We start from the raw sequence: 20,206 nt of genomic DNA on the forward strand, positions 1-20,206 counted from the left end.
AATTTACTAAGAGATATCATTTTAACGCTAACAGGGCATCAGGCCTTAGAAAGCTCCGTTCCTTCGGGATTCTTAGGGAGGCTTGGCTTCATCTTAGACAAGTCCTCAATAGCATTCTTGCAGGCCTCTGACACCTCAGGGCACTGGGAGCCATAGGTATTTGCGGCCTTTGTAAGAAGCTCCATGAGCACGCCCCGGACGAACTCCCAGGCACCAGGGGTGTCTTTAAGCTCGCCAAAGGTAAGCTCCACAAGGCCTCTCCACTCAGGACTAGTCAGATACTTGGCGATATTACGAGGGTCCCCTCCATATATGCTGAAATTATATTTTATCTCGCCATTGCTCAGGCCCTTCTTTATATCTAGCAGAGCCGATGTTATCTTTTGGAGAACCTGTTTGCTCTCTTCTTGATTTTTAGCCTGTAGCTCCGCCCTGCCATTGCTTATATTGACCATGGCCAGCGCTAAGGCTGGATTAGCTATATGCCTAAGGAAGTCTATGTTAACCTTGCACTCACTCACGGCCTCTACCCTTCTAATGCTTGGTAGTCGTAACTTTATAGCCTACGCTAACTAACCGTTAAACTCATGAGATATGAGATAACTACTTTTTGTTTATTATGAACAAGTTAGGTGTTTCGCTTAAGGCTTATTGATTTTCGCGCGAGGATAAGCTTTTGGAGATTATGAAGTGACGACTCCTATGAAAGACTAAAAGCTCTTGAAGAGAGAAATGAGCGGGACACAGTTTGAGCTCAGGCAAATCTGCTGCAGATGAAGCCTTCCTTAGCAGGAGGCCCAGTAAGAAGCTCACGCTGGCAATATTCTTGGGTGGTCTGATAATAATAGCTCTGGCTTCTTATCGTATCGCCATGAAAACCTCTTGGTACGCCTCCCATGTCCAAGGAGGAGGTTATGATAACGCATATGTCAGCGATGAAATATATTACGTCGATGCTGCAAGGAGAATTCTTGTAAACGTATTTGGATATCATGGAAGGCTCTTTCCATATAGCGGTGAAACCGCGTCTAATTACTATAACTTTGAGCATCCCCCGCTGGGCAAGTACATAATAGCGCTCTCTATGGCGCTTCTAGGAGATAAGCCATTTAATTGGCGGGTGCCAAGTATAATCATGGCATCCCTTATTCCGCTGATAATATACATTGGGTTAGCGTGGGGCAAGGACCTCAGGTGGATAGCTATAGGCGCTATAGCTGGGCTTGCAGCGTCTGCAGATCACATACTAATTGCTATGGGCTCTGTTGCTATGCTTGACATATACGCGGCGTTTTTCTTATCTTTGGCTGTTGTGAGCGCCTTCAGGGAGCATTATTATCTATCGGCAGTATTTGAGGGCCTTGCATGGGCTTCTAAAGAGACGGCGCTGCCAGGGCTTCTGGCCCTGCTTATTTTAGTAATCTCCCGCAGCCCTAACAGATCGGGCGTCTTGAAGTTCCTAAAGATATTCGCTATAGTTATTGGGATATTTATAATTACCTATATTCCTCTATTCATTCACTTCGGAGTTATATATGTAATTCAAGAGACATTAGGAGGCTATAAATGGGATCTGGTAAGCCGCCCTCCAGGGCCGCCTACCAGTACGCCAAGCGGCTGGTTCTTCAATGTTGATCCCTTCGTGCTCTCCTATTCTCCATTACTTGCAGCGTCGATGACTATACAGCTGGAGCTTGTGGCGCTCGTGGCGGCCATAGCGCTGTTCGTGGTAGGCGTCTTAAGGGAAAGGGCCCTCATAAGGGCTGGTAGCACGTTCTTCGTCGCAGAGTTCGTGGGCCTCTGGGCCGTCTATATAGCCGGTAACCATACGCTTTACAGCTTTTACTCCGTAGTCTTTACCCCTGCAATGGCGGTCACTTTGGCCGAGGTCCTGGACATATTATCTAGTAAAGTAAAAATATTTAAATAAAAATTCTATATATGGTATGTGTTACTGTTTATATACTCTCGGAGACTATAAGAAGATAAGAGGCGACCGGCCAATGGTAAATCCTAGCGCTATCAAACGCGAGCCGCTGATACAAAGAGTGAGAGCTAAGGTGCTGAGCGAATACGATAACATGAGAATGCAGCTCGTCAATGAAGGAGGTCTGCTAGTGACCACGGCATTGGACGACTCTGACGTTGAGAAGCTGGTGCTACTAGCGCTGGAGGAGGCAAAGTCACCTGTAAGCTGGAGGGAGCTGAAGGCTATTTTCCAGGGCATAGTAGGGGAGGACAGGCTGAGAAGGATACTGGGAAGCCTTAAGGCTAGAAACGTAGTTGCAGAGCTGACGCACACCAGATACAGTCTTCCAAATTATGTGCCGGAACTTGAGATGAATAAGGTAAAGAACCCGCTAGTGTTTAGGAATGCCAACGAGGATCAAGAGAATTTATATGAAGACAATAGCAACTAAGAACTTTATTTTGCTATTACGGGCTTAACGTGGTAATGGCCTAGGCCGAACTTTGGGCCAGCGAAGCTTCTAGCCGTGGAGGAACATCTCATGGGCAGGGCGCATTAAAAAGCGATGCTTTTGGTTAATGTAAAGAGAGAAAGTTCTTTTAGCCCGCCTTCTAAGCTAAAAAGGTTTTAACGTGTTATGGAGGCTGGGTGCGAGGCACGGGCCTCGAACATAAGCTTTGCGAGATTTGCGGGGCCTCCGAGGCGCGATACAGATGTAAGATCTGCGGCAGAGAGGCCTGTGAGAAGCATTTTGATAAAGAGAGAGGGATCTGTGCGGTATGTGAGGGCTCTCTCTGCGAGCTGTGCCGTCAGAGGCCATCAATAACGTTCTGCCCCGTATGTGGAAGACTGGTGTGTTATGAAGATAGTGTTCAGATCGATGAAGTAAGGAGAGTTTGTAAGGAATGCTATGCTAAGGGGCTTGTAGGCTCTTACTTCAGTGGGTCCAAGATTAACATGACTTATGTCGGCGGCGCTCTCAAGTTAGCCAGAAGGATTATAGAGTTATCATAACTGGGCGTTTACCCATGAGAGGCCCGAAAGAGCCGTTAGAGAGGTAAGAGATATAGTTAAAGCCTCTCACCGCAAAGAAGACCTATTGGGGGCCATAAGTTAATGTCACAGGAACCTAGAACCTCTTTACATATAGAGAGCATGAGGCTTAACCTCGATGGTAGGGTTTACGAAAACCCTCACATGATAGTTGTCGGCCTTAAGAAGCTCACCGGTGAGATATCCTTCGGCATAGTTAAGATTGATGGCGAGTTTGACGCGCTTCCTCAGGCCAGCTCCTCAGAGGACGTGGTTGAGGTCTCCTCAGGCGGAACCTTTGAGTCAGATGTCTCAGGCTCAGGGGTCATCAGCTTAAACGAGCTTGAAGATGGGTATATAATAGAGTTCAGCAAGGTTACCATAAAGTTCGACGTTGATGAGACCACTGGGAAGGTAAGCATAAAGGTGCCCAGGGTAGGTATACTTAAGGCTTCAAAGCTCTTACTTGACGTCGGTGGTAACGTGTCAATCAACCTGATAGTGAGTCCCTTCGTCGTGGGCGCGATAACCCTTTCCAATGATGGCAAGATAAAGATCACTGCAGGCGACGAGGTTAGGATAACCAGCGAGCTTGAGGACAGCAGCGTTGGTGGGTCCAAGCAGCTGCAGGTTCAGAGGGCGTCAGGAAGGGCCTGACCTGGGCTTTGCGATAAGCATCTTGGCCTTACTTATTATGACATCTGCAGCCTCCCTAGGATTATTGGCTAACACGTAGAGGCCTCGCGGTGAGTATATGGCTTCCTCACAGCCGCTTACCTCATCAGTGAGCTTTACCAATATAAGGTCGGTATACCTCGGTTGTAAGAACACGAGCCTCACTACGTTATCATCTAGTTCGACGTAACTTTCAAGGCAGTCGCCCACATCTTCGGGCTCAGAACACCTGTAGCCTAGATCCCTGATCTCCTTAACAACCTCCCGCGCCTCAGCTGCTATCTTCTTCATCTTCTCCCTCGACATCTATTTCCACCTCCTCTTGGCTGTGAGGCGTGTACTCAACGCACTTAGGCATCTGTCCGCCCTCAACTGTGACGTCAAGATTGTATCTTGCTATAAATGAGCAGAGGGTGTCCCATGGAATTACAGCCTTCTGGCCCAACTCCGTTTCAATGAATGCAAGGTTACCTCTCTTGGTCACCCTGGCCTTCAAGCTTCTCCTGCCCTAACAGTACTTTGACCTCTAGCACCTAAAGACCTCTCTACTCTTCACATCCCTTCTGACGACGCAGCCAGGATATATTATTGCATAGGAACCTACCTTAACTCCGGGCATAAGCGACACATTAATCCCTGTCTGGGAGTGGCCACCCATTATTGCGCCGAGCTTCTGGAGGCCCGTGTCAACTAGTTGATCTTTAACTGACATTTTGATGGAATTATGATCAAATCGCAGGTTAGCCGTTATGGTGCCGGCACCTAGGTTGACATCTTCACCTATTACGCTGTCTCCGACGTAATTAAAGTGGGGCGCCCTGGCATACTCCATGAGCACAGAGCCCTTGAGCTCAACAGCGTATCCTGCCTTGGAGCTCTCCAACAGCACGGTCTCCGGCCTGATGTGGGTGGAGGGCCCCACCTTGACGTTGTCCCCGATGTAAACCGGGCCCTCTATAACGGTATAGGGGCCTACCTCAGATCCTTCCCCGATGTAAACCGGGCCCTCTATAACGGCTGTGCTATGAATTTCGCCCTTCACGATCTGCCCCTTTAGTTCTCTGAGGGCCCTTCTGTTAGCTAGCAGGTAATCCCATGGCCTGCCTACATCAAGCCAATCATCTACATCTATGGAAACTGTGTTAACATCATTCTTGCTGGCGAGCACGTTTATGGCATCTGTGACTTCAAATTCCCCCCTGGGCGAAGGCCTTATTCTACGCAGATATTCAATGAAGTCGTAGTCCACGGAAAGGGCACCCGAGTAAACCAAGTCACTTTTAACCTCCTCCTTGGGGGGCTTCTCAACGACGCCCGTTAGCTTGCCCTCGCTTATTTTTACAACGCCATAGTTCCAGGGTTCTTTGGCTTTTGCTGTCAGCACCGTGTAGGGCCTCATAGAAGATATTACATCATAAGCCCTCTCCGAGAGGAAAAGGTCTCCATAAACTATAAGGTATTTGTCTGGGCCTCCAAACTCCATGGCAACCCTTATGGCGTCCCCTGTGCCACGCTCTTCACCTTGGTCTACAAAACTAATCTTAAAGTTTAGGTTCCCTGCGCACTTAGTTATGGCTTTAGATATTACGTCCTTCATGTATGAGGCTACAATAATAACCTCGTCCGGGCTAATGCGGTTGGCAAAAAGCCTTAGGTGCCGACAGAGCAGCGGTTCACCTAGTATGGGTAGCAGAGGCTTGGGCCTGGTCTCGGTAAGCGGCTGGAGCCTAGTTCCTTTGCCAGCGGCTAAGATCACTAGCTTCACGGCTCGCTACCCTTTGGCCCTTATAAGCCAGGGCGAGCCGTCGGTTTTTAATTCTGCCACGCCGAGCTGCTGCAGCGAAATGGCGTAACCTAGAAGGCTCCTGGCGCCTATCCATCTAACCACAGGACTAGCCTCAGGATAAAGCACGTCTAAGTAATCCTTCAGGGGCCTCCACTGCCCGTCAAGGGAGGAGGCCAGTTTGATCATCTTCTCAACTTTGCTCCTGAAGAGCTCCGAGAGCCATTGGGCTGCCTGCTCCCTGGTAACTTCTGGGCCATGACCGGGGTGGGCCACGCGCCAGTTATCGATGGCAAGAAGCTTTAGCATAGAGCTCATGTAATCTGGCACGCTGAGCAATGTGAGGCCTTCGCCAGGATTTATAGAGTCGCCAACGAAGGCGTGTTCTCCTACTATATAACATACATGGTCGTCAGAATGGCCGGGGCATTCTACAGCATTAACATAACCTGATCTCACTGGGTCGCACGATTTTATGTCAACCAGCTGGTCCCTTCTTTTAGAGAAGTGCTCGAGCACGGTAACGGTGTTGCCCAGGGATCTCTGAGCAACCGCTTCGAATTCCGCAGGCACCGCGCCAAAAGCGCTTTTCAGCGCCCGGAAGCCTTCATACGTGGGAGGCTCCTTGGATATATAATTGATGGTTCTTGAGGAAGCGCAGATAACAGCGTCAAGGTCCGATCTTACTAGGCCCAGCACATGATCCCAGTGCCAGTGCGTCAACAGAACGTAGTCTATGTCATACGACTTTAAGTCCGGTATAGGTGACGATCCACCGTCTATGAGCAAACTATACTTACTAGTTATCACAAGGTAACTGTTAGCAGGTCTATCAAGTGGGGCGCTCCACGTCTCAAACTTTATCAGCTCTTTTACCTCTTCCATCACTCCTCTCGTATATTGGCAACGAAGGCGCATTAATAGGTTAGATCTAGGGGGATGCTTAATGCAAGGAATCTTAGATCGTTTTTACGCTTTGAAGCCAGTTTAGCGTTTTAATCCGTCTCATTTACGACCCCGTGTAGGGGTGCGAAATGACCGTTGAGAGGACCCTAGTGCTAGTTAAACCTGATGGCGTCAGGAGAGGCCTAATAGGCGAGGTTATCTCACGCTTTGAGCGAAAGGGCCTTAAGATCGTAGCTATGAAGATGCTACGGCTGTCCCGTGAGAAGGCCATGGAGTTTTACTCTGTACATAAGGATAAGCCCTTCTTCAAAGACTTGGTGGACTTTATGACTAGCGGCCCAATAGTGGCAATGATACTGGAAGGGGACTCTGTGATCTCTGTGGTCAGGCAGATGATAGGTTCTACTGATGGCAGAAAGGCGCAGCCGGGCACCATAAGGGGTGACTTCGCTCTGTCAGTGCAGGAGAACGTAGTGCATGCCAGTGACTCACCAGAAAGCTTCGAAAGGGAGTCCAAGGTTATATTTAGCGATGAGGATTATGTTAACTACTAACAGCTTCATAATTTAGTCATTTTAGGTAATCCATAGGTTTTGGGCCAAAGGTTAATTACAAAATCTATGAGAGAAAGGACCTAAATGATTGCCAAGGGATGTTAAGGGGCTGCTCATCAGTTAAAGCCTAGGATCCTAGCCTGTTTAGGACTACTACATACTCCTTTTGACCTAGCTTTTTCTTTAGTTCTGCTATCTCCTTTAGGACTATAACTTCATCGTCACTTATGAATTTCCTGAAATCAGTCAATAACTTAATTGCGTGGTCAACAGGCACGTCAGTGTAGACTATGTCGCCCTCATCTATTTGTCTGCCCACCATTACCTTGCCCTCTATTGAGATCGCTACCCTCGCGCCCGTCCTAACTACATCGAGGCTTTTGTCATTATCTTTTATGGCAAGGACTCTGCCCACCTCCCTTCCCTTGGAGCTGATCAAGGGATATCCTGGCCTTACGACACCGCCTAGTACCTCTATCCCTACTATCACAGGGTCACTCCTTCTGAAGACAAAGCCGGGCAGTATCATGAATTTACCAGGTCTGACCAGCTGGTTTAGCTGCGCATTTATCTCTTCTTCCTTTAGCCTTTCGCGCCACTCGGTGTACTGGTCCAGCAGGTGATATATTATATTATCAGAGAATATCTTAACCCCGCTTCTGGCGGCCTCCTGCTCCGCCTCAGGTAAAACCTTCACGTTAAATGCAAGTATGACTCCAAGGCTTTTGTCAGCCTTGGCGGTTAGGCTGGCCTCTAGCACGTCATTCTTGCTCACGTTGCCCACATCAGCTGACTTGACTGGCACGTTGAGCCTTCTAAGGGCTTCCAGTAAAGCCTCCAAGGTTCCCAGCGTGTCAGCCTTAACTATTACTCCAACGTTGTCACCCTTAAATATGAGCTCCTTAACCTCGCCCCTAAGCTTCTCTGCTATCTCTTTGGCTTCGTCAGGGCTCGTAGCTACGTAAAGTGAAGATCCGGCCAAAGCGTCGTCAAGTCCCGAGGCCGCTATCCTTACGCCTGCGGCAGCCTGAACCTCCGGGACTGACACAAACTTAACGCCCTTCGCTCTCATGTCACTCAGCGGCGCTGGCATCAGGAGCGACCTTACAGTCGTTATTATTGGTCCGTTTTTACCATTAAGGACTATGGTGTCGCCCTCCTTAATGACTCCATCGTAAATAATGGCATCTACCACTGTTCCAAGGCCAGGTATTTCCTTTACTTCAAGTATTGAGCCCTTAGCAGGCCCCTCAGCGTACTGTAGCCTCTTCTTAAGGTACTGCTGCGTGAGGCCCGCAAGCACGGCCAAAAGGTCCGGTATGCCCTCTCCTGTTTTGGCGGAGACGGGCACTACAGCCACGGTCTTGGTGAAATCCTTGATCCTAGTAAAGAGGTCGGCGCTGAAGCCCTGCTCTGACAGGCTTAGGACTATTTTACCATATATGACTTCCTCGAGGTTTCTCTTGGCTTCCTCGCTCTGCCTCTCGTATGATATTATAAATGGCTCGTCTGGGTATGAGGTCCAACCAGGTATTCTGTCGATTTTGTTAGCAGCGACTAGGAAGGGCACTTTGCGAGACCGCAGCAGGTCGAGGCTTTCGTAGGTCTGATTCTGAAAGCCCTTGGTAACGTCGACTACTAGAATCGCAAAATCAGCTACGCTGCCCCCTCTTTTTCTTAAGTTTGAGAACAGCTCGTGCCCGGGGGTATCTATGAAGAGGAGGCCCGGTATCGACAGCTTGATTGGTATAAGTTTCCTGAGAGGCTCCGCCAGCTTCTCTATGACGTCGGCTGGAACTATGCTTGCTCCTATGTGCTGAGTTATGCCTCCCGCCTCCTTGGCAGCAACGGCCGTGCTTCTGATTTTATCGAGAAGGCTGGTCTTACCATGGTCAACGTGGCCCAGGACCACCACTATGGGCTGTCTTAGCTTAGGCTGCTGCGACTGCGTTGACATGTCTCTTCCCTAGTTAGGTTAGCTAGGTCCTGCCGTTAAGAACTGTTAGTAGCTAAACCTAAAGTGAGAGCGGTTACCCTTAAAGGTCACGCGCTCGCTTAGTCGTATAAAAGAGGCCGTAACTCCGCTTAAATCAAAGGCGTTGCCTGTAAGTCTACAGATGCCTCCTCGAGATCCTTGTAGGTGTCAATGCTCTTCCAGTAGTTTTTCGTCAACTCATACTTAACAGCTATGAGCTTGCTCTCAGCAGCAAGCCTAGGGAACGCGGTTCTCTCTATATCACCCCTGTCCGGCAGGTACTCAACTATAGAGGATCTCATTACGTAAACTCCTGCATTTATCCAGTAGTTGCCTATGATTGGTTTCTCCTTGAAGCTGATAACGTGGTTAGAGTTGTCCGTCTCAACAATCCCATAGGGACTTCTAAGCTGCACTAGCGCCATGGCTGCTACGGCCTGAGGGTCTCCTTTAAGACTATCAAAGAGAGGCTCCACATCTATATTGGTTATGATGTCCCCATTCACTACAATGAAAAACTCCTGTGACGAGTAAATCAGCCTTGCGTTCTTTATAGCGCCTCCTGTGCCAAGAGGCTCGTCTTCTATGACATATGATACCGATACTCCAAGCTTTGATCCGCTGCCCAGGGACTCTATTATCTTCTCCTTGCGGTAGCCGGCTAATACCACGAAGTCGGTTATACCGTGTTTTTTGAGCCACTCTATCTGCCACACAATTATAGGCTTTCCGGCGACTTCGACCAGCGGTTTTGGCTTGTCATCAGTGAGAGGGCGAAGCCTCTTTCCATAACCCCCTGCTAATATCAGTGCAACCGTCATCAGCTTACACCTTAATTATTAACATTAAAGGTGCCGCCGGCGGGACTTGAACCCGCGACCACCCGGTCTTCAGCCGGGCGCTCTCCCGCTGAGCTACGGCGGCACCGCAATTTGTGCCTGTAGTGGCGACTTTTAAGCTCTTACATGGTTCACGTTCAGTTGGTGACGGCTTGAGTCAAGGCTATTCTAGGTTCAATTAGAGAAGTAAATCCCATGATAAGCCTAGCCTTTTCCCACGATTTCTCAAGGACATGTAAGGTATAGCGGCTTCTCTTAACTTCCTTTGAAGCTCCTTGTCGAGGGTTGCAACCACCACAAGCTCATCCTCACTCTTAAGACTCTTTGCAAGGCTTACGATGGACTCATCACCATCTGCAATGTCTGTAGGAACTACTTTGATTTTAAGCCTTCTAATTATTTCGAGCGAGGCTCTGGCTATTCTTGAAAGTTCATCGTTATGCTTAGACATCTCGTTAAGCTCTTCTATTATTGAGTTAGTTGTTATTAAAGAATACTTCGCGTTCAAGACCTCATCTATCATGGAGGGAGCAACCGTTCCCTTAGAAATCTCAATTATAAAGTTGGTGTCAAGTATGACCTTGACTTCCCTCAAACTTTGGCTAGCCCCCAGCCTATAAGGCGCCATCTGCCTGCCACGCGCCTGCTTATGGCAATTCTAACGTTCTTCCACGCAGCCACAGGCCTCCTAAGCCTAACCGTTACGACGTCCTTTGTAGATGATATAACGTCCCCCAGCGTGAGGGCCGGGCCTACGGCCAATAGAAGGGGTTCACCCTTGGTTATTGGTTCTACCCTGACGCTCTCCTTCATACCTACGACGGTCTCAAAGAGGTGGTGCTCTATGCTGAGCGTATCAAATACCTCAGGCATATTATCAGCCCTGCCAACTACATTGCCAGCCAGGTTGTCCGCCTTTGTAACGGATGGGTCCAGCTTGGTGCCCACCGCTACTAGGCCCCCTGGTTTAGCTTCTTTGACTGGGTACTTACCAAAGTAGAGGCTTGTGACCTCGGTCTGTATGGGCTCATATCTTATCTTGGCGCCTTCCTTCACCTGTAGTCCTGGGCGAATCTCTATCTCGTCACCCACCTTTAGGGTACCCGTTACCAGCGATCCTCCTAGGACACCGCCCACTAGCTCACTTGGGGGGGTGCCTGGTCTATTTACGTCAAAGCTCCTGATTACATACATCAGTGGAGGGCTGGAGAGGTCCCTCTCAGGCGTAGGTATGTACGCCTGTATTGCCGCCAGAAGCGCATCTATGTTGACCCTCTTCAGGGCGCTCACGGGGATAATTGGGGCATCCTCGGCCCAGGTGCCTTCAAGGAACTTCTTGATCTCCTTGTAGCTCTCGTGCGCCCTCTCGGGTGAGACTACGTCTACTTTGTTTTGGACCACTATGAGATTTTTGATCCCAAGTATTGAGAGCGCAAGGAAGTGCTCCTTTGTCTGAGGCTGAGGTGCTGGCTCGTTGGCGGCAACCACAAGTATAGCTCCATCCATGAGAGCTGCTCCTGAAAGCATAGTGGCCATAAGTATCTCATGGCCAGGGGCGTCTACAAATGACACCCTCCTGAGCAGCTTGGGCTTGGCGCCTGGGTTGCACTCGCACACGGGCTCTGTAGAGAACTTCTCTGGGAACTCGCAGCCCTCGCACTCCCAGATCTCGCCATCAGCATAGCCAAGCTTTATAGTCATACCTCTCTTTATCTCCTCGCTGTGCCTCATAGTCCAAACTCCTGTCAGGGCCTGGACTAACGTGGTCTTACCATGATCTACGTGACCCACAACCCCCACGTTAATTTCTGGTTGTGGCCTCTCCTCATCTTCACGCTTGACTTCGGTGGCGCTCTCCTCCGACAAGCTTTATAGCACCACCTTATCTATCTTTGCACTCCCTTTTAAGCTAAGGTGCCTTTGTTAAAGGTCGCACAAAACAGCTTACGACATAGCAGCTCTTAAAAGGCCTCTCACTGTTGCACGGCCGCCTTCTGCTCTGCACGTCTGACTATTATTATATTAAGCTGCGCCAGCGAGGTCTTTCTTCTCTCGGCTCTAGGGTCTGGAACCCTGTTGCCGCGAACGGTCTTCTTTCTCCTCTCACCCTCCTTCTGGGGATGGAACCCTGGAGGGCCGCTGAGCACTATCTTTCTTCTTACAGACCCTGGAAGTCCTGGGTGCATAGGAAATCCTGAGGCGTCAGTGCCGCCGGTTATTCTCATCGTTATGCCAGGCATGCCTATAAGCACGCCATCAAACTCATCGCCTATCTTAAGGCCTGCAAGCCTTATGGCCACATCGTCAGGGACTGCTATCTGCCAGGCCTTAGCCTTAAAGACGTAGGCCTCAGCTTCGTCGCTCCCGGCCGCCTCACTGACTAGGGCCTTGTGGGCCCACACCTCATTCTCGGGCACCGAGTCATCAATTATGACCTTAGCTGGCACGTTAGTTTTACTGCCCTCGGACCTGAAAGATAAGGTTACCACGCCGACCTCATCGAGGCCAAGCTTCTGCGCCAGCTTGGAGCTCATTTTAACCTTCGGAAGCTCCGTTCTCTCAACTTCCTTAGTCTTCTTCATAGAGTCCGTGTAAGCTATGCTTTCATCGTCTATTCCCTTAACCTTAACCTTGAGTTCGAGCCCCTTTGCAGAGGGATCCGAAATCACTATCCTTAGTGGGGGCCGCTCCTCTCTTCCTGGCACCCTTAGCACACCCCAGCTTTGTTCGAACTAAAACGACCTCACTGCAAATTTTAAGCAATAATGAGTCGCCGCAGAGGACCTTAAGGCATCCCAATGGACTTCATAATTTTTAAGGCAGTGGGCACTATGAGCGTTCCGCTGCTGAGCACCCCGAGCGATCCCCTGGAACAGGTGACCTCGTCAAATTTGCTATGACCTTCCTTTATAGATGGGTTGGAGAACATTATTGGTACTGGATCGTCGCTATGACTCTTAAGGTACCAGGGGGTTGAGTGATCAGAGGTCACTATAATTAGGGCGTCATCAAGGTTTATAGAGCTGAGGAGGCGCGAGAAGAAGTGTTTGTCTATAAGCTCTATAGAGGCCCTCTTAGCCTCATAGTTACCATCATGACCTGGCTCATCTGGGCCCTTTAAATGAATGTAGAACGCGTCAAACTTATCTAAGTTGTTTATAACCAGGTCCGCCTCCTCCCTAAGTATCTGCTCCTTGCTTTTGCCTTCAGTCTCGTAGTGCAGGTCATGTAAGCCGAAGGTTATTGCAATACCCCTCTCCACTGGCATCTCAGTTACGCTGGCAAAGTTGAGGCCGTGAAGGTCGCTTATCCTAGGCGCCTTTGGCAGGCTGTCCCCGGCGTCCCTTGAAAGCACGGCGTTAGCGGGCAGCTTGCCTGCCCTCCTTCTGGCCTCATTGACTGGGTGCTTGTCTAGCGTGTTTATGGCCTTCTCCGTGAACTCATTAAGCAGCTCGGCCGCCTTAACGGCGCCTTTGTCGGAGGGGTCAAGGGCCTTGCTCTTAAGGACATAAGGCTCAAAGCTCTGCCTGGCTTTACTTATGAGCCCCTCCCTCTCGTAAGCAGGGTCAGTGTTGCTTATGTTGGCGCTGAGCTTTATTTCATCATGGCTTAGCACGAGAACTCCACGATGCGCTACAGTGTGGACGAAGTGCGCTACTCCATGTCCATAATCTAGCCTCATGCCATCTATGGCTTTAGCTAATTCCTTGCCCTCGGCGTCAGATACGTTGCGGCCAGCCCTGCGGTCTATTATTCTCATCGTGGTTGGATCTACAGTTGCTAGATCAGATCTCAGTGCGACTTCGCCTTCCTTGAATGCTATTCCAGCACCCACGGCCTCGAGGGGGCCACGGCCCGTGTAGTACTTGTGCGGGTCATAGCCAAGTATGCTTATAACCGCTTCATCGCTCTCCGGCGCAATGCCCTTGCCTACAGTGTAGACGAGCCCGCAGACGGCATTTGATGCCAGCCTGTCTATGTTTGGCTTAAATGCCGTTCCAAGAGAGCTCTTGGGCGCGTTAAGGCCATCAGCGGCTCCGTCAAGGACCACATAAATTAGCTTCTTCACCAACCTAGGTCCCCCTTTCACTGAGGTGGAGGTAGCTAAAACCTTTCCTTATGCGCTAAAGACTCATGAAGTGTATAATGGTTGCACGCGGCGACAAGTAGATCGCTACCTTGTAAATTTAGAAGCCTTCGCCAGGGAATCTATGGCTGCCTTCATGTTAATAATGAGGTCATCAAAGGTGTTTCTTAGCGTCAGTATCTTTGCGGGGTCCTCAGCCGGTGAAACCTCTATGTTGCAGACGAGAGTCTCATCATCAACAGGCTCGCAGGCTATCTTAAGATCCTTCGGAGCCCTTATGTTATCGGGCTGTAAGGCTCTGGCCACGGCGACCATATCAACATCATTGCGCGACACTATAATTTGCAAACTTACTGATGCTGGCGAGGAATCCATATCCTTACGCCCCTGGGCTCTGCCCCCTCCAGCGAGGTCAGCTTACTAACTCCTATATAACCAAAGGCCTCATAAACCTGCGGCAATGAGATGAGAAGCCCATCGTCGCTCTCAACTGCAAGGAGCGAGCGTGGATCTATATACCCAAGCAGCTTCAAGGCTCTCCAGAGTAACTGAAGAGGCGCAGAAGGGCTGACGTCCTTAATGGAGTAGACCTTGAAGCCCGATATGTAACCTTCGTCAACAAGTTTAACATTATCGACTATATCGGTTATCGTGTTAGCCACAAGGTTTAGTTGGGAAGACGCCTGGGGGTATTCCTCATCATAGTTGGAAGCCAAAGACGCGGCTGCTTGAAGTCCCCAGGTCTCACTAGAGAGCTCTACTAGGTTAAGCGCTTCTCTTGGGTCGTTTATAATTAGCTTCTCCGATGCAAGATAATTGCCTCCAACGAACTCTGTGACGTCAAAAGGCCTTTTTACAACATCTTTAAGGTATGTTAAGATGGTTTTTGCGAGCGCGTTAAGCTCATCTACATCCATCATAGAGGCCCTCTTTCTTGCTAGGCCTCCGAGGCCACTTGACTCGAACAGAACCATGCATTGTTCCTTGTTACCTGTGAGCCCCTTGTAGAACGGATCTAAAGTAACTTGAAGCGAGTCGCAGACATCAAGCAGGTGAGCCCTGTAACTCTTTACAGAGGTTAGCATAAAGAGGGAGACCTTATCATCGTTCGCCAGAGCTGAGGCTAATATTTTATCTAGACCTGCCATGTGCCCTGCGACATCTATGTACCTGCTGGCATATGTAGATGAAATTGAGAGGACAGCGTATTCGGGCTCAATAGCGGTCTCATTGGCGCTCTTTAAGGCCATATAGGTGCATGCGCCGACGCTGCCCTCGCAGGATATATATGAGGCGTTGAGCGGTGGAGGCTCATTGATGCCCGAGGAAATAGCTACCACGGAATCCCTCGTGGTCTCGTTGGTGTAGCCTAAGGGTGACTGAAATCCAAGCAGAAGAGTAGGCTCGTAAATAGCCGTAGGAGGCTTAGGCGACACTGACGCGGAGACCGTGAAGCTCTTCTTGTTGAGAACAGAGAAGGCTATCAGTAGAGCCACTATAGATTCCGAGCTTGTTGCCGAGACTATCCTTAAGAAGCCCTCCTCAGAGGCCGCCTTAATGAGATTTTTAAGCGCGGAACCGGCAGAGGCTAACGACTTATCCAAGTTTTGCCCTGGCTCTATCTTTATTGCTAGCACCCTTCAATCACCGCTTGGTCGCTATATTATTAGCAAAGGCGTTAAATATAGCCAGAGAGCCTACACTGTGGTTACAAAGAGCTTAGGCTACGAGGAGCCTGCGACCAAGAGTCTGGCCCTCTCTGGGTCATACTCCCAGTCAGACGGCAGCTTGCCTACCTCCTTATAGTACCTCACAAGCCTCCTTATCCTTGACTCTACGAGTATCAAGCCACGCTTGCTGTCAAAGTCCTTGGGATGCTCCTGGAGGTGCCTCCTTAGGTTTACCGCCCTCTTCATGAGGTTGAAGAGGTCCTCAGGTATCTTGGGCTCAAGGCCTCTCTCCTTTAGCACGTCAGTTATGTTCTTGCCAAGTATGGGCTTCACTAGCGGGACTCCAAACTGATCCCTAAGTATTAAGCCTATCTGACTTGGCGTGTACCCCTTCTGCGCCAGCTGCTCAATTATGGTCTCTATCTCGTCAGGCGTGAGAGACAGCCATGACGGAGGCCTCGGGTGAGCGGGCCTTGTGGAGTGTGATTGACCCTTCCTGCTCTTCTTGTGCATTCGCTCATCCCAGCCTCCTGGAACCCATACTGGATTTAAACCTTTATTCGGCACCCTGCAGCTGACATGAACATTTTATAATCCCTAACGGTGAGAGGTTCTGGGAGGAGCGGTAATGCCAAGGCCAAAAGTGGCTACAAGGGAGAGCTGGAGGATAAAGAAGTGGTATGATGTAGTGGCACCCGAGTCCCTCGGAGGCATGGTAATAGCCTCTGTTCCAGCACTGGACCCCTCTTACCTGCCGGGAAGAACGGTAGAGATAACACTTTACGACATAACTGGCGATTTCACGCATGTTAACACCAAGCTAAAGTTCCAAATATACGGCGTTGATGGGACTACCGCAAAGACTTTCGTTAAGGGCGTAGAACTTATGAGAGATTACCTAAGAAGCCTTACAAGGAGGAAGAGCAGTAAGATAGCTCTCATACATAAGCTTACAACCAAAGACGGTGTAACGGTGAGAGTAACTGCAGTAACGTGGACCCAGTTTAGGTGCAAAAGCAGTCAGAAGCGCTCTATAAGGCTTCTCATGAAGGAAGTGCTTGAAAGCAAGGTACCTCAGATGACATTTGACGACTTCGTCAAGGCCGCCGTGTTCAGCGACCAGGAGGGCAGCCTGGCGCAAGAAATAACGGCGAGAGTGAGAAAGATATGCTCTATAAGGAAAGTCGAGATAGCTAAGGTAAAGGTTCTCACACCACCCTCTTACGCTACCTCGATAGCAGCTGTGCCAACGGCTCAGCAGGCCGTGAAGGCAGGCCAGCAAAGCGCCGTAGTTTCTTAAGCCTAAGCAATATCAGCGCTCTTCTGGTCATAGAGCTATGAAAAAGTGGACAGGCCTAGAAGAATGTGGCTAACGTCTGTATATTTCTCATTCACGAGGTCTGATCCCCATATTCGCCCATTTCATCGAGCACAAGCTCGTAATAATCTTCTTTGGCCTGCTCTAGCTCCTCTTTGCTCTCCTCTTTGTTCTGCTGAACCTCCTTACTAACGACGGTAGTCGTCAGCACCTTCTTCTCGTCAGCCTTGGAGGCACCCTTGTAATCCCTCTCGCTTGACTTGTCAAGCGCCATTTCATAACCGCACCTGGTGCACTTAAGTATGGTCTTATCCCCCTTCTTAACTGGAACCATGACGCCTCCACATCTGGGACAGAACTTCATACTTCTCACTCCTAGGCTCTCACAGGCCTAAGAAAAGAACCCTGTAGAGCTAATATTGTTTTCTGCGGACTTTCGGGTCGGATCAGGAAAACACCAGGGAGATGGCATATTAAGGCTCACATTAGTGGTATAGAGGCTGCTCCAGCTTTATTTCTAAAGGCGCCAACTATATCAATCTTGGCCCCACACCTGGGACATCTGTTGTCCTTGGTAAGACGCCACGCGGTTACATAAAAGCCATACCTTTCTATCACGGGGTAGCCGCAGCTGGGGCAATAAGTATGTTCCAGTGGATGACCGGGTACGTTGCCTATATAGACATACTTGAGGCCCTCCTCTTTGGCTGCCTTGGCCAACCTCTCAAGCGTCTTGACAGGAGTGCTTTCAAGGTCTATCATCTTATACTCAGGGTAAAACTTTAGTAAGTGGAAGGGCACCCGGTCGCCTAGGTTATCGACTATCCATCTCGCAAGCTTCCTTATGTCGTCCTCGTTATCACCGTACTTTGGGACCACAAGGTTCGTGATCTCAATCCATATACCTTTCTCTTTCATGGCCTTAAGGGTCTCAAATATCGGCTCAGGGTCCGGCACTCCCATGAACTTCCTATAGAACTCTTTGTTGCCGCCGCCCTTGAAGTCCACTGTGGCGGCATCCATGTAACTTCCGATCTCATCCACAGCCTCAGGCGTCATGTAGCCATTGGTGACCATAGTGTTGAAGAGGCCAAACTTTTTGGCGCGGACAGCCACGTCATACATGTACTCATACATTATTGTTGGCTCATTATAGGTGTATGAGATACCGTCAGCGCCAACATTGATGGCATCTCTGACAACATCATCAGGGGAGCGGTACTCGCCGTAAAGGCCCTTCTCAAGCCTGCTCTGGCTTATCTCCCAGTTCTGGCAGAACTGGCAGTAGAAGTCGCAGCCAACGGTGGATATGCTTAGCACCTCACTCCCTGGGTTAAAGTGGCTCAGAGGCTTCTTCTCTATGGGATCCAGATTATAAGCCGTGAGGAGCCCGTACACGTAGGTGTAAAGCCTTCCATCTAGGTTCCTCCTAACGCCACAGGCGCCCCACCTCCCTGGCGCTATTAGGCAGCGCCTGTGGCAGAGGTTGCACTTGACCCAGCCCTTCCTGTCTGCAAGGGGCTCCCAGAACTTAGCTTCCCTCAGGTTAGGCTTCTGCTCGTTGTTCATTATATGATCACCGCTCTAGGGTCGTACCACCTAGTTCCTCCACCGCTTAGAGCTAGTAGCTGGGCGGAGGTTTTCTTTGATATTACATAATGAAACGGAAGTTCAAAGCCACATTTCCAGCACCTGGTTCCATCCTTTAGCTCAAGCGACCTGAGCGCGCTGCCCTCCCTATAGGCCACAGGGCTCCCACATCTTGGGCAATAGGTGTTTAGCTGCTCATAGAGATCTACGTGGACATATGTGTAGGGATTAACCCTAAGCAGGCTGTTATAGAGGTATCTAACAGCGCCACCGCCTTCATGCTCGAGCAAATGTACGTGAAGTGGAAAGCCGTAGCTTGCGGTTACCTCCGCCTCCCCGAGCACGTCCTCAACCCTAGGCCTTTCCAGGTACGTGTTTACCTCAACCCATTGACCGAGCTCCTTTGCGAGCCTGAGGGTTCTATCAAGGTCGAGCCCGCTGTAGGTATAACCGCTGTGGCAGTGCTTCAGGTAATCTATTGCAAGAAAGTCCAAGCCTTCCAGAGTTTCCAGTGATGGCGTCTTAATGCCGACCTTAAGTTCACGACTTCTTATATCTTTAGTCAACTCGCCAAGTTCCTTCATGGGCTTAATTACATCGAAGACAAGCCCTGATACCTTCCACCTCTCTGCAACCTTTAAGATGTCTTGGCTGTTAAGGCTCTTCAGGGAAGGGCCTTCTGCAGAGAGCCTGTAGACTTCACCGAGATCGCTAAAATTGTCGCAGTTTTCCGCGGAATATGAAGTCTTGGAGAAAACTACCACCCTCATAACGGACCCGCCGCTTAATATATGGAAAAGGGGTATTGCCTCAGCAGCCGCATATCCTAGGCTAGCCACTTCTAGTCTAGTCATGTGCCTTCATGAAAAACTTAGGCTAAGGGGACTTAAATCGGCTCTTAAAAGAGGGTCATAAGGAAACTGAACCTTCTCCCCGCCCCTTCCGGGGGCGGGACTTGTCGTTCTTTTTGTCATCAGAAGAAGGAGTCTTGGTTTTGTAAGTTAGACCCTTCTAGCCTCAGCTAATGCTCTTTTAAGTTCTTCTCTAGACTGGATGTCAACCAGAATCGCTTTAGTGTCGTCTATAAGGCTTCTTGCAACGTCGACCTTATGTCTAACTCCGGGAAGCACGGAATCAGGATAGTCGAGAGATCTCATCGAAGTATATATGGCCTCCATGATTTCTAAGAGCTTCCATGCAAGATCAATGTCGCCTTGTCTTAACTTTTCAAGCGCGAGCCTTCTAAGTTCTCCAACCACATCACCTAGCCCCTGCAGATAAGGCACTGGATGTACTTTGAGTTCCTCAAAGCTGGGAACTTTACCTTCGACTACTATAGAGTAAAAGAGTTTGGCCTCCACGTACTCACTTACTGCATTATATACTAGTCCAGAGTACGCAAGCTCAGGATGGGCGGAGGAAAGGTCAAGCATTCTTCTGGTGAGATCCTCGCACTTGTCCAGATTTTCCTTAGCTTTGGCTATATCACCCTGATGTAGGTAGGTAATGCTCCAGCCGCTGTACCTTATGACATCTCTTGACGTTTTGACTATCTCTTCTCTGTCCGAGTCTAACGATTTAAGGAACCTGTCGGCGCTTTCAACAACCGAAGGTATCATATCCTTCACATCCATTGCGAGCACCCCCAAGCAGGAGGCCTCAGGCCTTTTATGTGATGGGCCCGGGGGGATTTGAACCCCCGACCGCCCGGTCTCTGACATACCTGGCTGATATCAGCCGGGCGCTCCACCGAGCTGAGCTACGGGCCCTTCGGAGACCAGGTGGCTATTGAGTTTTAAAAAGATTAG

23 protein-coding genes and 2 tRNA genes are annotated in these 20,206 nt (G+C 49.7%); 5 read left to right on the plus strand and 20 right to left on the minus strand.

All coding sequences use genetic code 11. The features are described 5' to 3' along the window. Positions 1-38: 38 nt before the first annotated feature. Positions 39-521, minus strand: a complete 483-nt coding sequence (locus ACZ5OO_RS02015) for a hypothetical protein (RefSeq protein WP_013267001.1) — start codon at positions 519-521, stop codon at positions 39-41. Between the two features lie 305 nt (positions 522-826). Here ACZ5OO_RS02015 and ACZ5OO_RS02020 point away from each other — a divergent pair, with 305 nt between their 5' ends. The 3 genes from ACZ5OO_RS02020 to ACZ5OO_RS02030 all read left to right on the plus strand — a co-directional run bounded on the left by ACZ5OO_RS02020 (position 827) and on the right by ACZ5OO_RS02030 (position 3,658). Continuing rightward, positions 827-1,930, plus strand: a complete 1,104-nt coding sequence (locus tag ACZ5OO_RS02020; RefSeq protein WP_464078394.1) for a glycosyltransferase family 39 protein — start codon at positions 827-829, stop codon at positions 1,928-1,930. A 73-nt stretch (positions 1,931-2,003) separates the two neighbouring features. Further along, the gene (locus ACZ5OO_RS02025; RefSeq protein WP_048812843.1) at positions 2,004-2,420 is read left to right on the plus strand and encodes a hypothetical protein; all 417 of its coding nucleotides are present in this window, start codon (positions 2,004-2,006) and stop codon (positions 2,418-2,420) included. 704 nt (positions 2,421-3,124) lie between these two features. Beyond that, entirely contained in the window at positions 3,125-3,658 is a 534-nt protein-coding gene (locus ACZ5OO_RS02030; protein WP_013267005.1) for a hypothetical protein, read from the plus strand. On the opposite strand, the gene ACZ5OO_RS02035 is transcribed toward ACZ5OO_RS02030, so the two are convergent. From ACZ5OO_RS02035 to ACZ5OO_RS02050, 4 genes are read right to left on the minus strand one after another with little or no spacing between them, the layout of a single operon-like run. Further along, the gene (locus ACZ5OO_RS02035) at positions 3,644-3,982 is read right to left on the minus strand and encodes a hypothetical protein (protein WP_464078395.1); all 339 of its coding nucleotides are present in this window, start codon (positions 3,980-3,982) and stop codon (positions 3,644-3,646) included. The genes ACZ5OO_RS02030 and ACZ5OO_RS02035 overlap by 15 nt on opposite strands. Beyond that, the gene (locus tag ACZ5OO_RS02040; protein WP_013267007.1) at positions 3,948-4,172 is read right to left on the minus strand and encodes a hypothetical protein; all 225 of its coding nucleotides are present in this window, start codon (positions 4,170-4,172) and stop codon (positions 3,948-3,950) included. Before ACZ5OO_RS02040 ends, ACZ5OO_RS02035 begins: the two co-directional genes overlap by 35 nt. Before the next feature lie 30 nt (positions 4,173-4,202). Beyond that, positions 4,203-5,441, minus strand: a complete 1,239-nt coding sequence (gene glmU, locus ACZ5OO_RS02045) for a bifunctional sugar-1-phosphate nucleotidylyltransferase/acetyltransferase (RefSeq protein ID WP_464078396.1) — start codon at positions 5,439-5,441, stop codon at positions 4,203-4,205. Between the two features lie 6 nt (positions 5,442-5,447). Beyond that, positions 5,448-6,344 carry an MBL fold metallo-hydrolase gene (locus ACZ5OO_RS02050; protein ID WP_464078397.1) on the minus strand — a complete coding sequence of 299 codons (897 nt, stop codon included), beginning with the start codon at positions 6,342-6,344 and terminating at the stop codon, positions 5,448-5,450. A gap of 149 nt (positions 6,345-6,493) precedes the next feature. On the opposite strand from ACZ5OO_RS02050, the gene ndk reads away from it, so the two are divergent. Next, the gene (ndk, locus tag ACZ5OO_RS02055) at positions 6,494-6,919 is read left to right on the plus strand and encodes a nucleoside-diphosphate kinase (protein ID WP_013267010.1); all 426 of its coding nucleotides are present in this window, start codon (positions 6,494-6,496) and stop codon (positions 6,917-6,919) included. 127 nt (positions 6,920-7,046) lie between these two features. Here ndk and infB read toward each other — a convergent pair whose 3' ends face one another. The 10 genes from infB to ACZ5OO_RS02105 form a co-directional block, all read right to left on the minus strand. Beyond that, the gene (infB, locus tag ACZ5OO_RS02060; RefSeq protein ID WP_013267011.1) at positions 7,047-8,876 is read right to left on the minus strand and encodes a translation initiation factor IF-2; all 1,830 of its coding nucleotides are present in this window, start codon (positions 8,874-8,876) and stop codon (positions 7,047-7,049) included. Between the two features lie 128 nt (positions 8,877-9,004). Continuing rightward, positions 9,005-9,715, minus strand: coding sequence for a nucleotidyltransferase family protein (locus ACZ5OO_RS02065; RefSeq protein ID WP_464078398.1), 711 nt, complete (start codon positions 9,713-9,715; stop codon positions 9,005-9,007). Between the two features lie 31 nt (positions 9,716-9,746). Continuing rightward, a tRNA-Phe gene (locus ACZ5OO_RS02070) sits at positions 9,747-9,818 on the minus strand. A 93-nt stretch (positions 9,819-9,911) separates the two neighbouring features. Further along, positions 9,912-10,328: a PIN domain-containing protein gene (locus tag ACZ5OO_RS02075; protein WP_013267013.1), complete on the minus strand. Its 417-nt coding sequence runs from the start codon at positions 10,326-10,328 to the stop codon at positions 9,912-9,914. After that, positions 10,325-11,599, minus strand: coding sequence for a translation initiation factor IF-2 subunit gamma (locus tag ACZ5OO_RS02080; protein ID WP_013267014.1), 1,275 nt, complete (start codon positions 11,597-11,599; stop codon positions 10,325-10,327). The genes ACZ5OO_RS02075 and ACZ5OO_RS02080 overlap by 4 nt, the downstream gene beginning before the upstream one ends. A gap of 107 nt (positions 11,600-11,706) precedes the next feature. Further along, the gene (locus tag ACZ5OO_RS02085; protein WP_148217179.1) at positions 11,707-12,438 is read right to left on the minus strand and encodes a 30S ribosomal protein S6e; all 732 of its coding nucleotides are present in this window, start codon (positions 12,436-12,438) and stop codon (positions 11,707-11,709) included. 80 nt (positions 12,439-12,518) lie between these two features. Then, positions 12,519-13,802, minus strand: coding sequence for an alkaline phosphatase family protein (locus ACZ5OO_RS02090; RefSeq protein WP_013267016.1), 1,284 nt, complete (start codon positions 13,800-13,802; stop codon positions 12,519-12,521). 105 nt (positions 13,803-13,907) lie between these two features. After that, positions 13,908-14,195, minus strand: coding sequence for a KEOPS complex subunit Pcc1 (locus tag ACZ5OO_RS02095; RefSeq protein ID WP_083774070.1), 288 nt, complete (start codon positions 14,193-14,195; stop codon positions 13,908-13,910). Then, on the minus strand, positions 14,171-15,457 hold the full coding sequence (locus ACZ5OO_RS02100) for a hypothetical protein (protein WP_013267018.1): 1,287 nt from the start codon (positions 15,455-15,457) through the stop codon (positions 14,171-14,173). The genes ACZ5OO_RS02095 and ACZ5OO_RS02100 overlap by 25 nt, the downstream gene beginning before the upstream one ends. Before the next feature lie 87 nt (positions 15,458-15,544). After that, positions 15,545-16,003 carry a 30S ribosomal protein S15 gene (locus ACZ5OO_RS02105; RefSeq protein ID WP_013267019.1) on the minus strand — a complete coding sequence of 153 codons (459 nt, stop codon included), beginning with the start codon at positions 16,001-16,003 and terminating at the stop codon, positions 15,545-15,547. A 115-nt stretch (positions 16,004-16,118) separates the two neighbouring features. On the opposite strand from ACZ5OO_RS02105, the gene ACZ5OO_RS02110 reads away from it, so the two are divergent. After that, positions 16,119-16,790: a 30S ribosomal protein S3ae gene (locus tag ACZ5OO_RS02110; RefSeq protein ID WP_013267020.1), complete on the plus strand. Its 672-nt coding sequence runs from the start codon at positions 16,119-16,121 to the stop codon at positions 16,788-16,790. Between the two features lie 91 nt (positions 16,791-16,881). On the opposite strand, the gene ACZ5OO_RS02115 is transcribed toward ACZ5OO_RS02110, so the two are convergent. The 5 genes from ACZ5OO_RS02115 to ACZ5OO_RS02135 form a co-directional block, all read right to left on the minus strand. Further along, positions 16,882-17,172: a transcription elongation factor, S-II like-protein gene (locus tag ACZ5OO_RS02115; RefSeq protein ID WP_013267021.1), complete on the minus strand. Its 291-nt coding sequence runs from the start codon at positions 17,170-17,172 to the stop codon at positions 16,882-16,884. Between the two features lie 116 nt (positions 17,173-17,288). Further along, positions 17,289-18,377 carry an AmmeMemoRadiSam system radical SAM enzyme gene (gene amrS, locus ACZ5OO_RS02120; RefSeq protein ID WP_013267022.1) on the minus strand — a complete coding sequence of 363 codons (1,089 nt, stop codon included), beginning with the start codon at positions 18,375-18,377 and terminating at the stop codon, positions 17,289-17,291. Further along, positions 18,377-19,252, minus strand: coding sequence for a hypothetical protein (locus tag ACZ5OO_RS02125; RefSeq protein WP_048812846.1), 876 nt, complete (start codon positions 19,250-19,252; stop codon positions 18,377-18,379). Before ACZ5OO_RS02125 ends, amrS begins: the two co-directional genes overlap by 1 nt. A 147-nt stretch (positions 19,253-19,399) precedes the next feature. Beyond that, positions 19,400-20,032, minus strand: coding sequence for a translin family protein (locus tag ACZ5OO_RS02130; RefSeq protein ID WP_013267024.1), 633 nt, complete (start codon positions 20,030-20,032; stop codon positions 19,400-19,402). 42 nt (positions 20,033-20,074) lie between these two features. After that, a tRNA-Ile gene (locus ACZ5OO_RS02135) sits at positions 20,075-20,167 on the minus strand. Positions 20,168-20,206: the final 39 nt, after the last annotated feature.

The organism is Acidilobus aceticus (assembly GCF_055392325.1).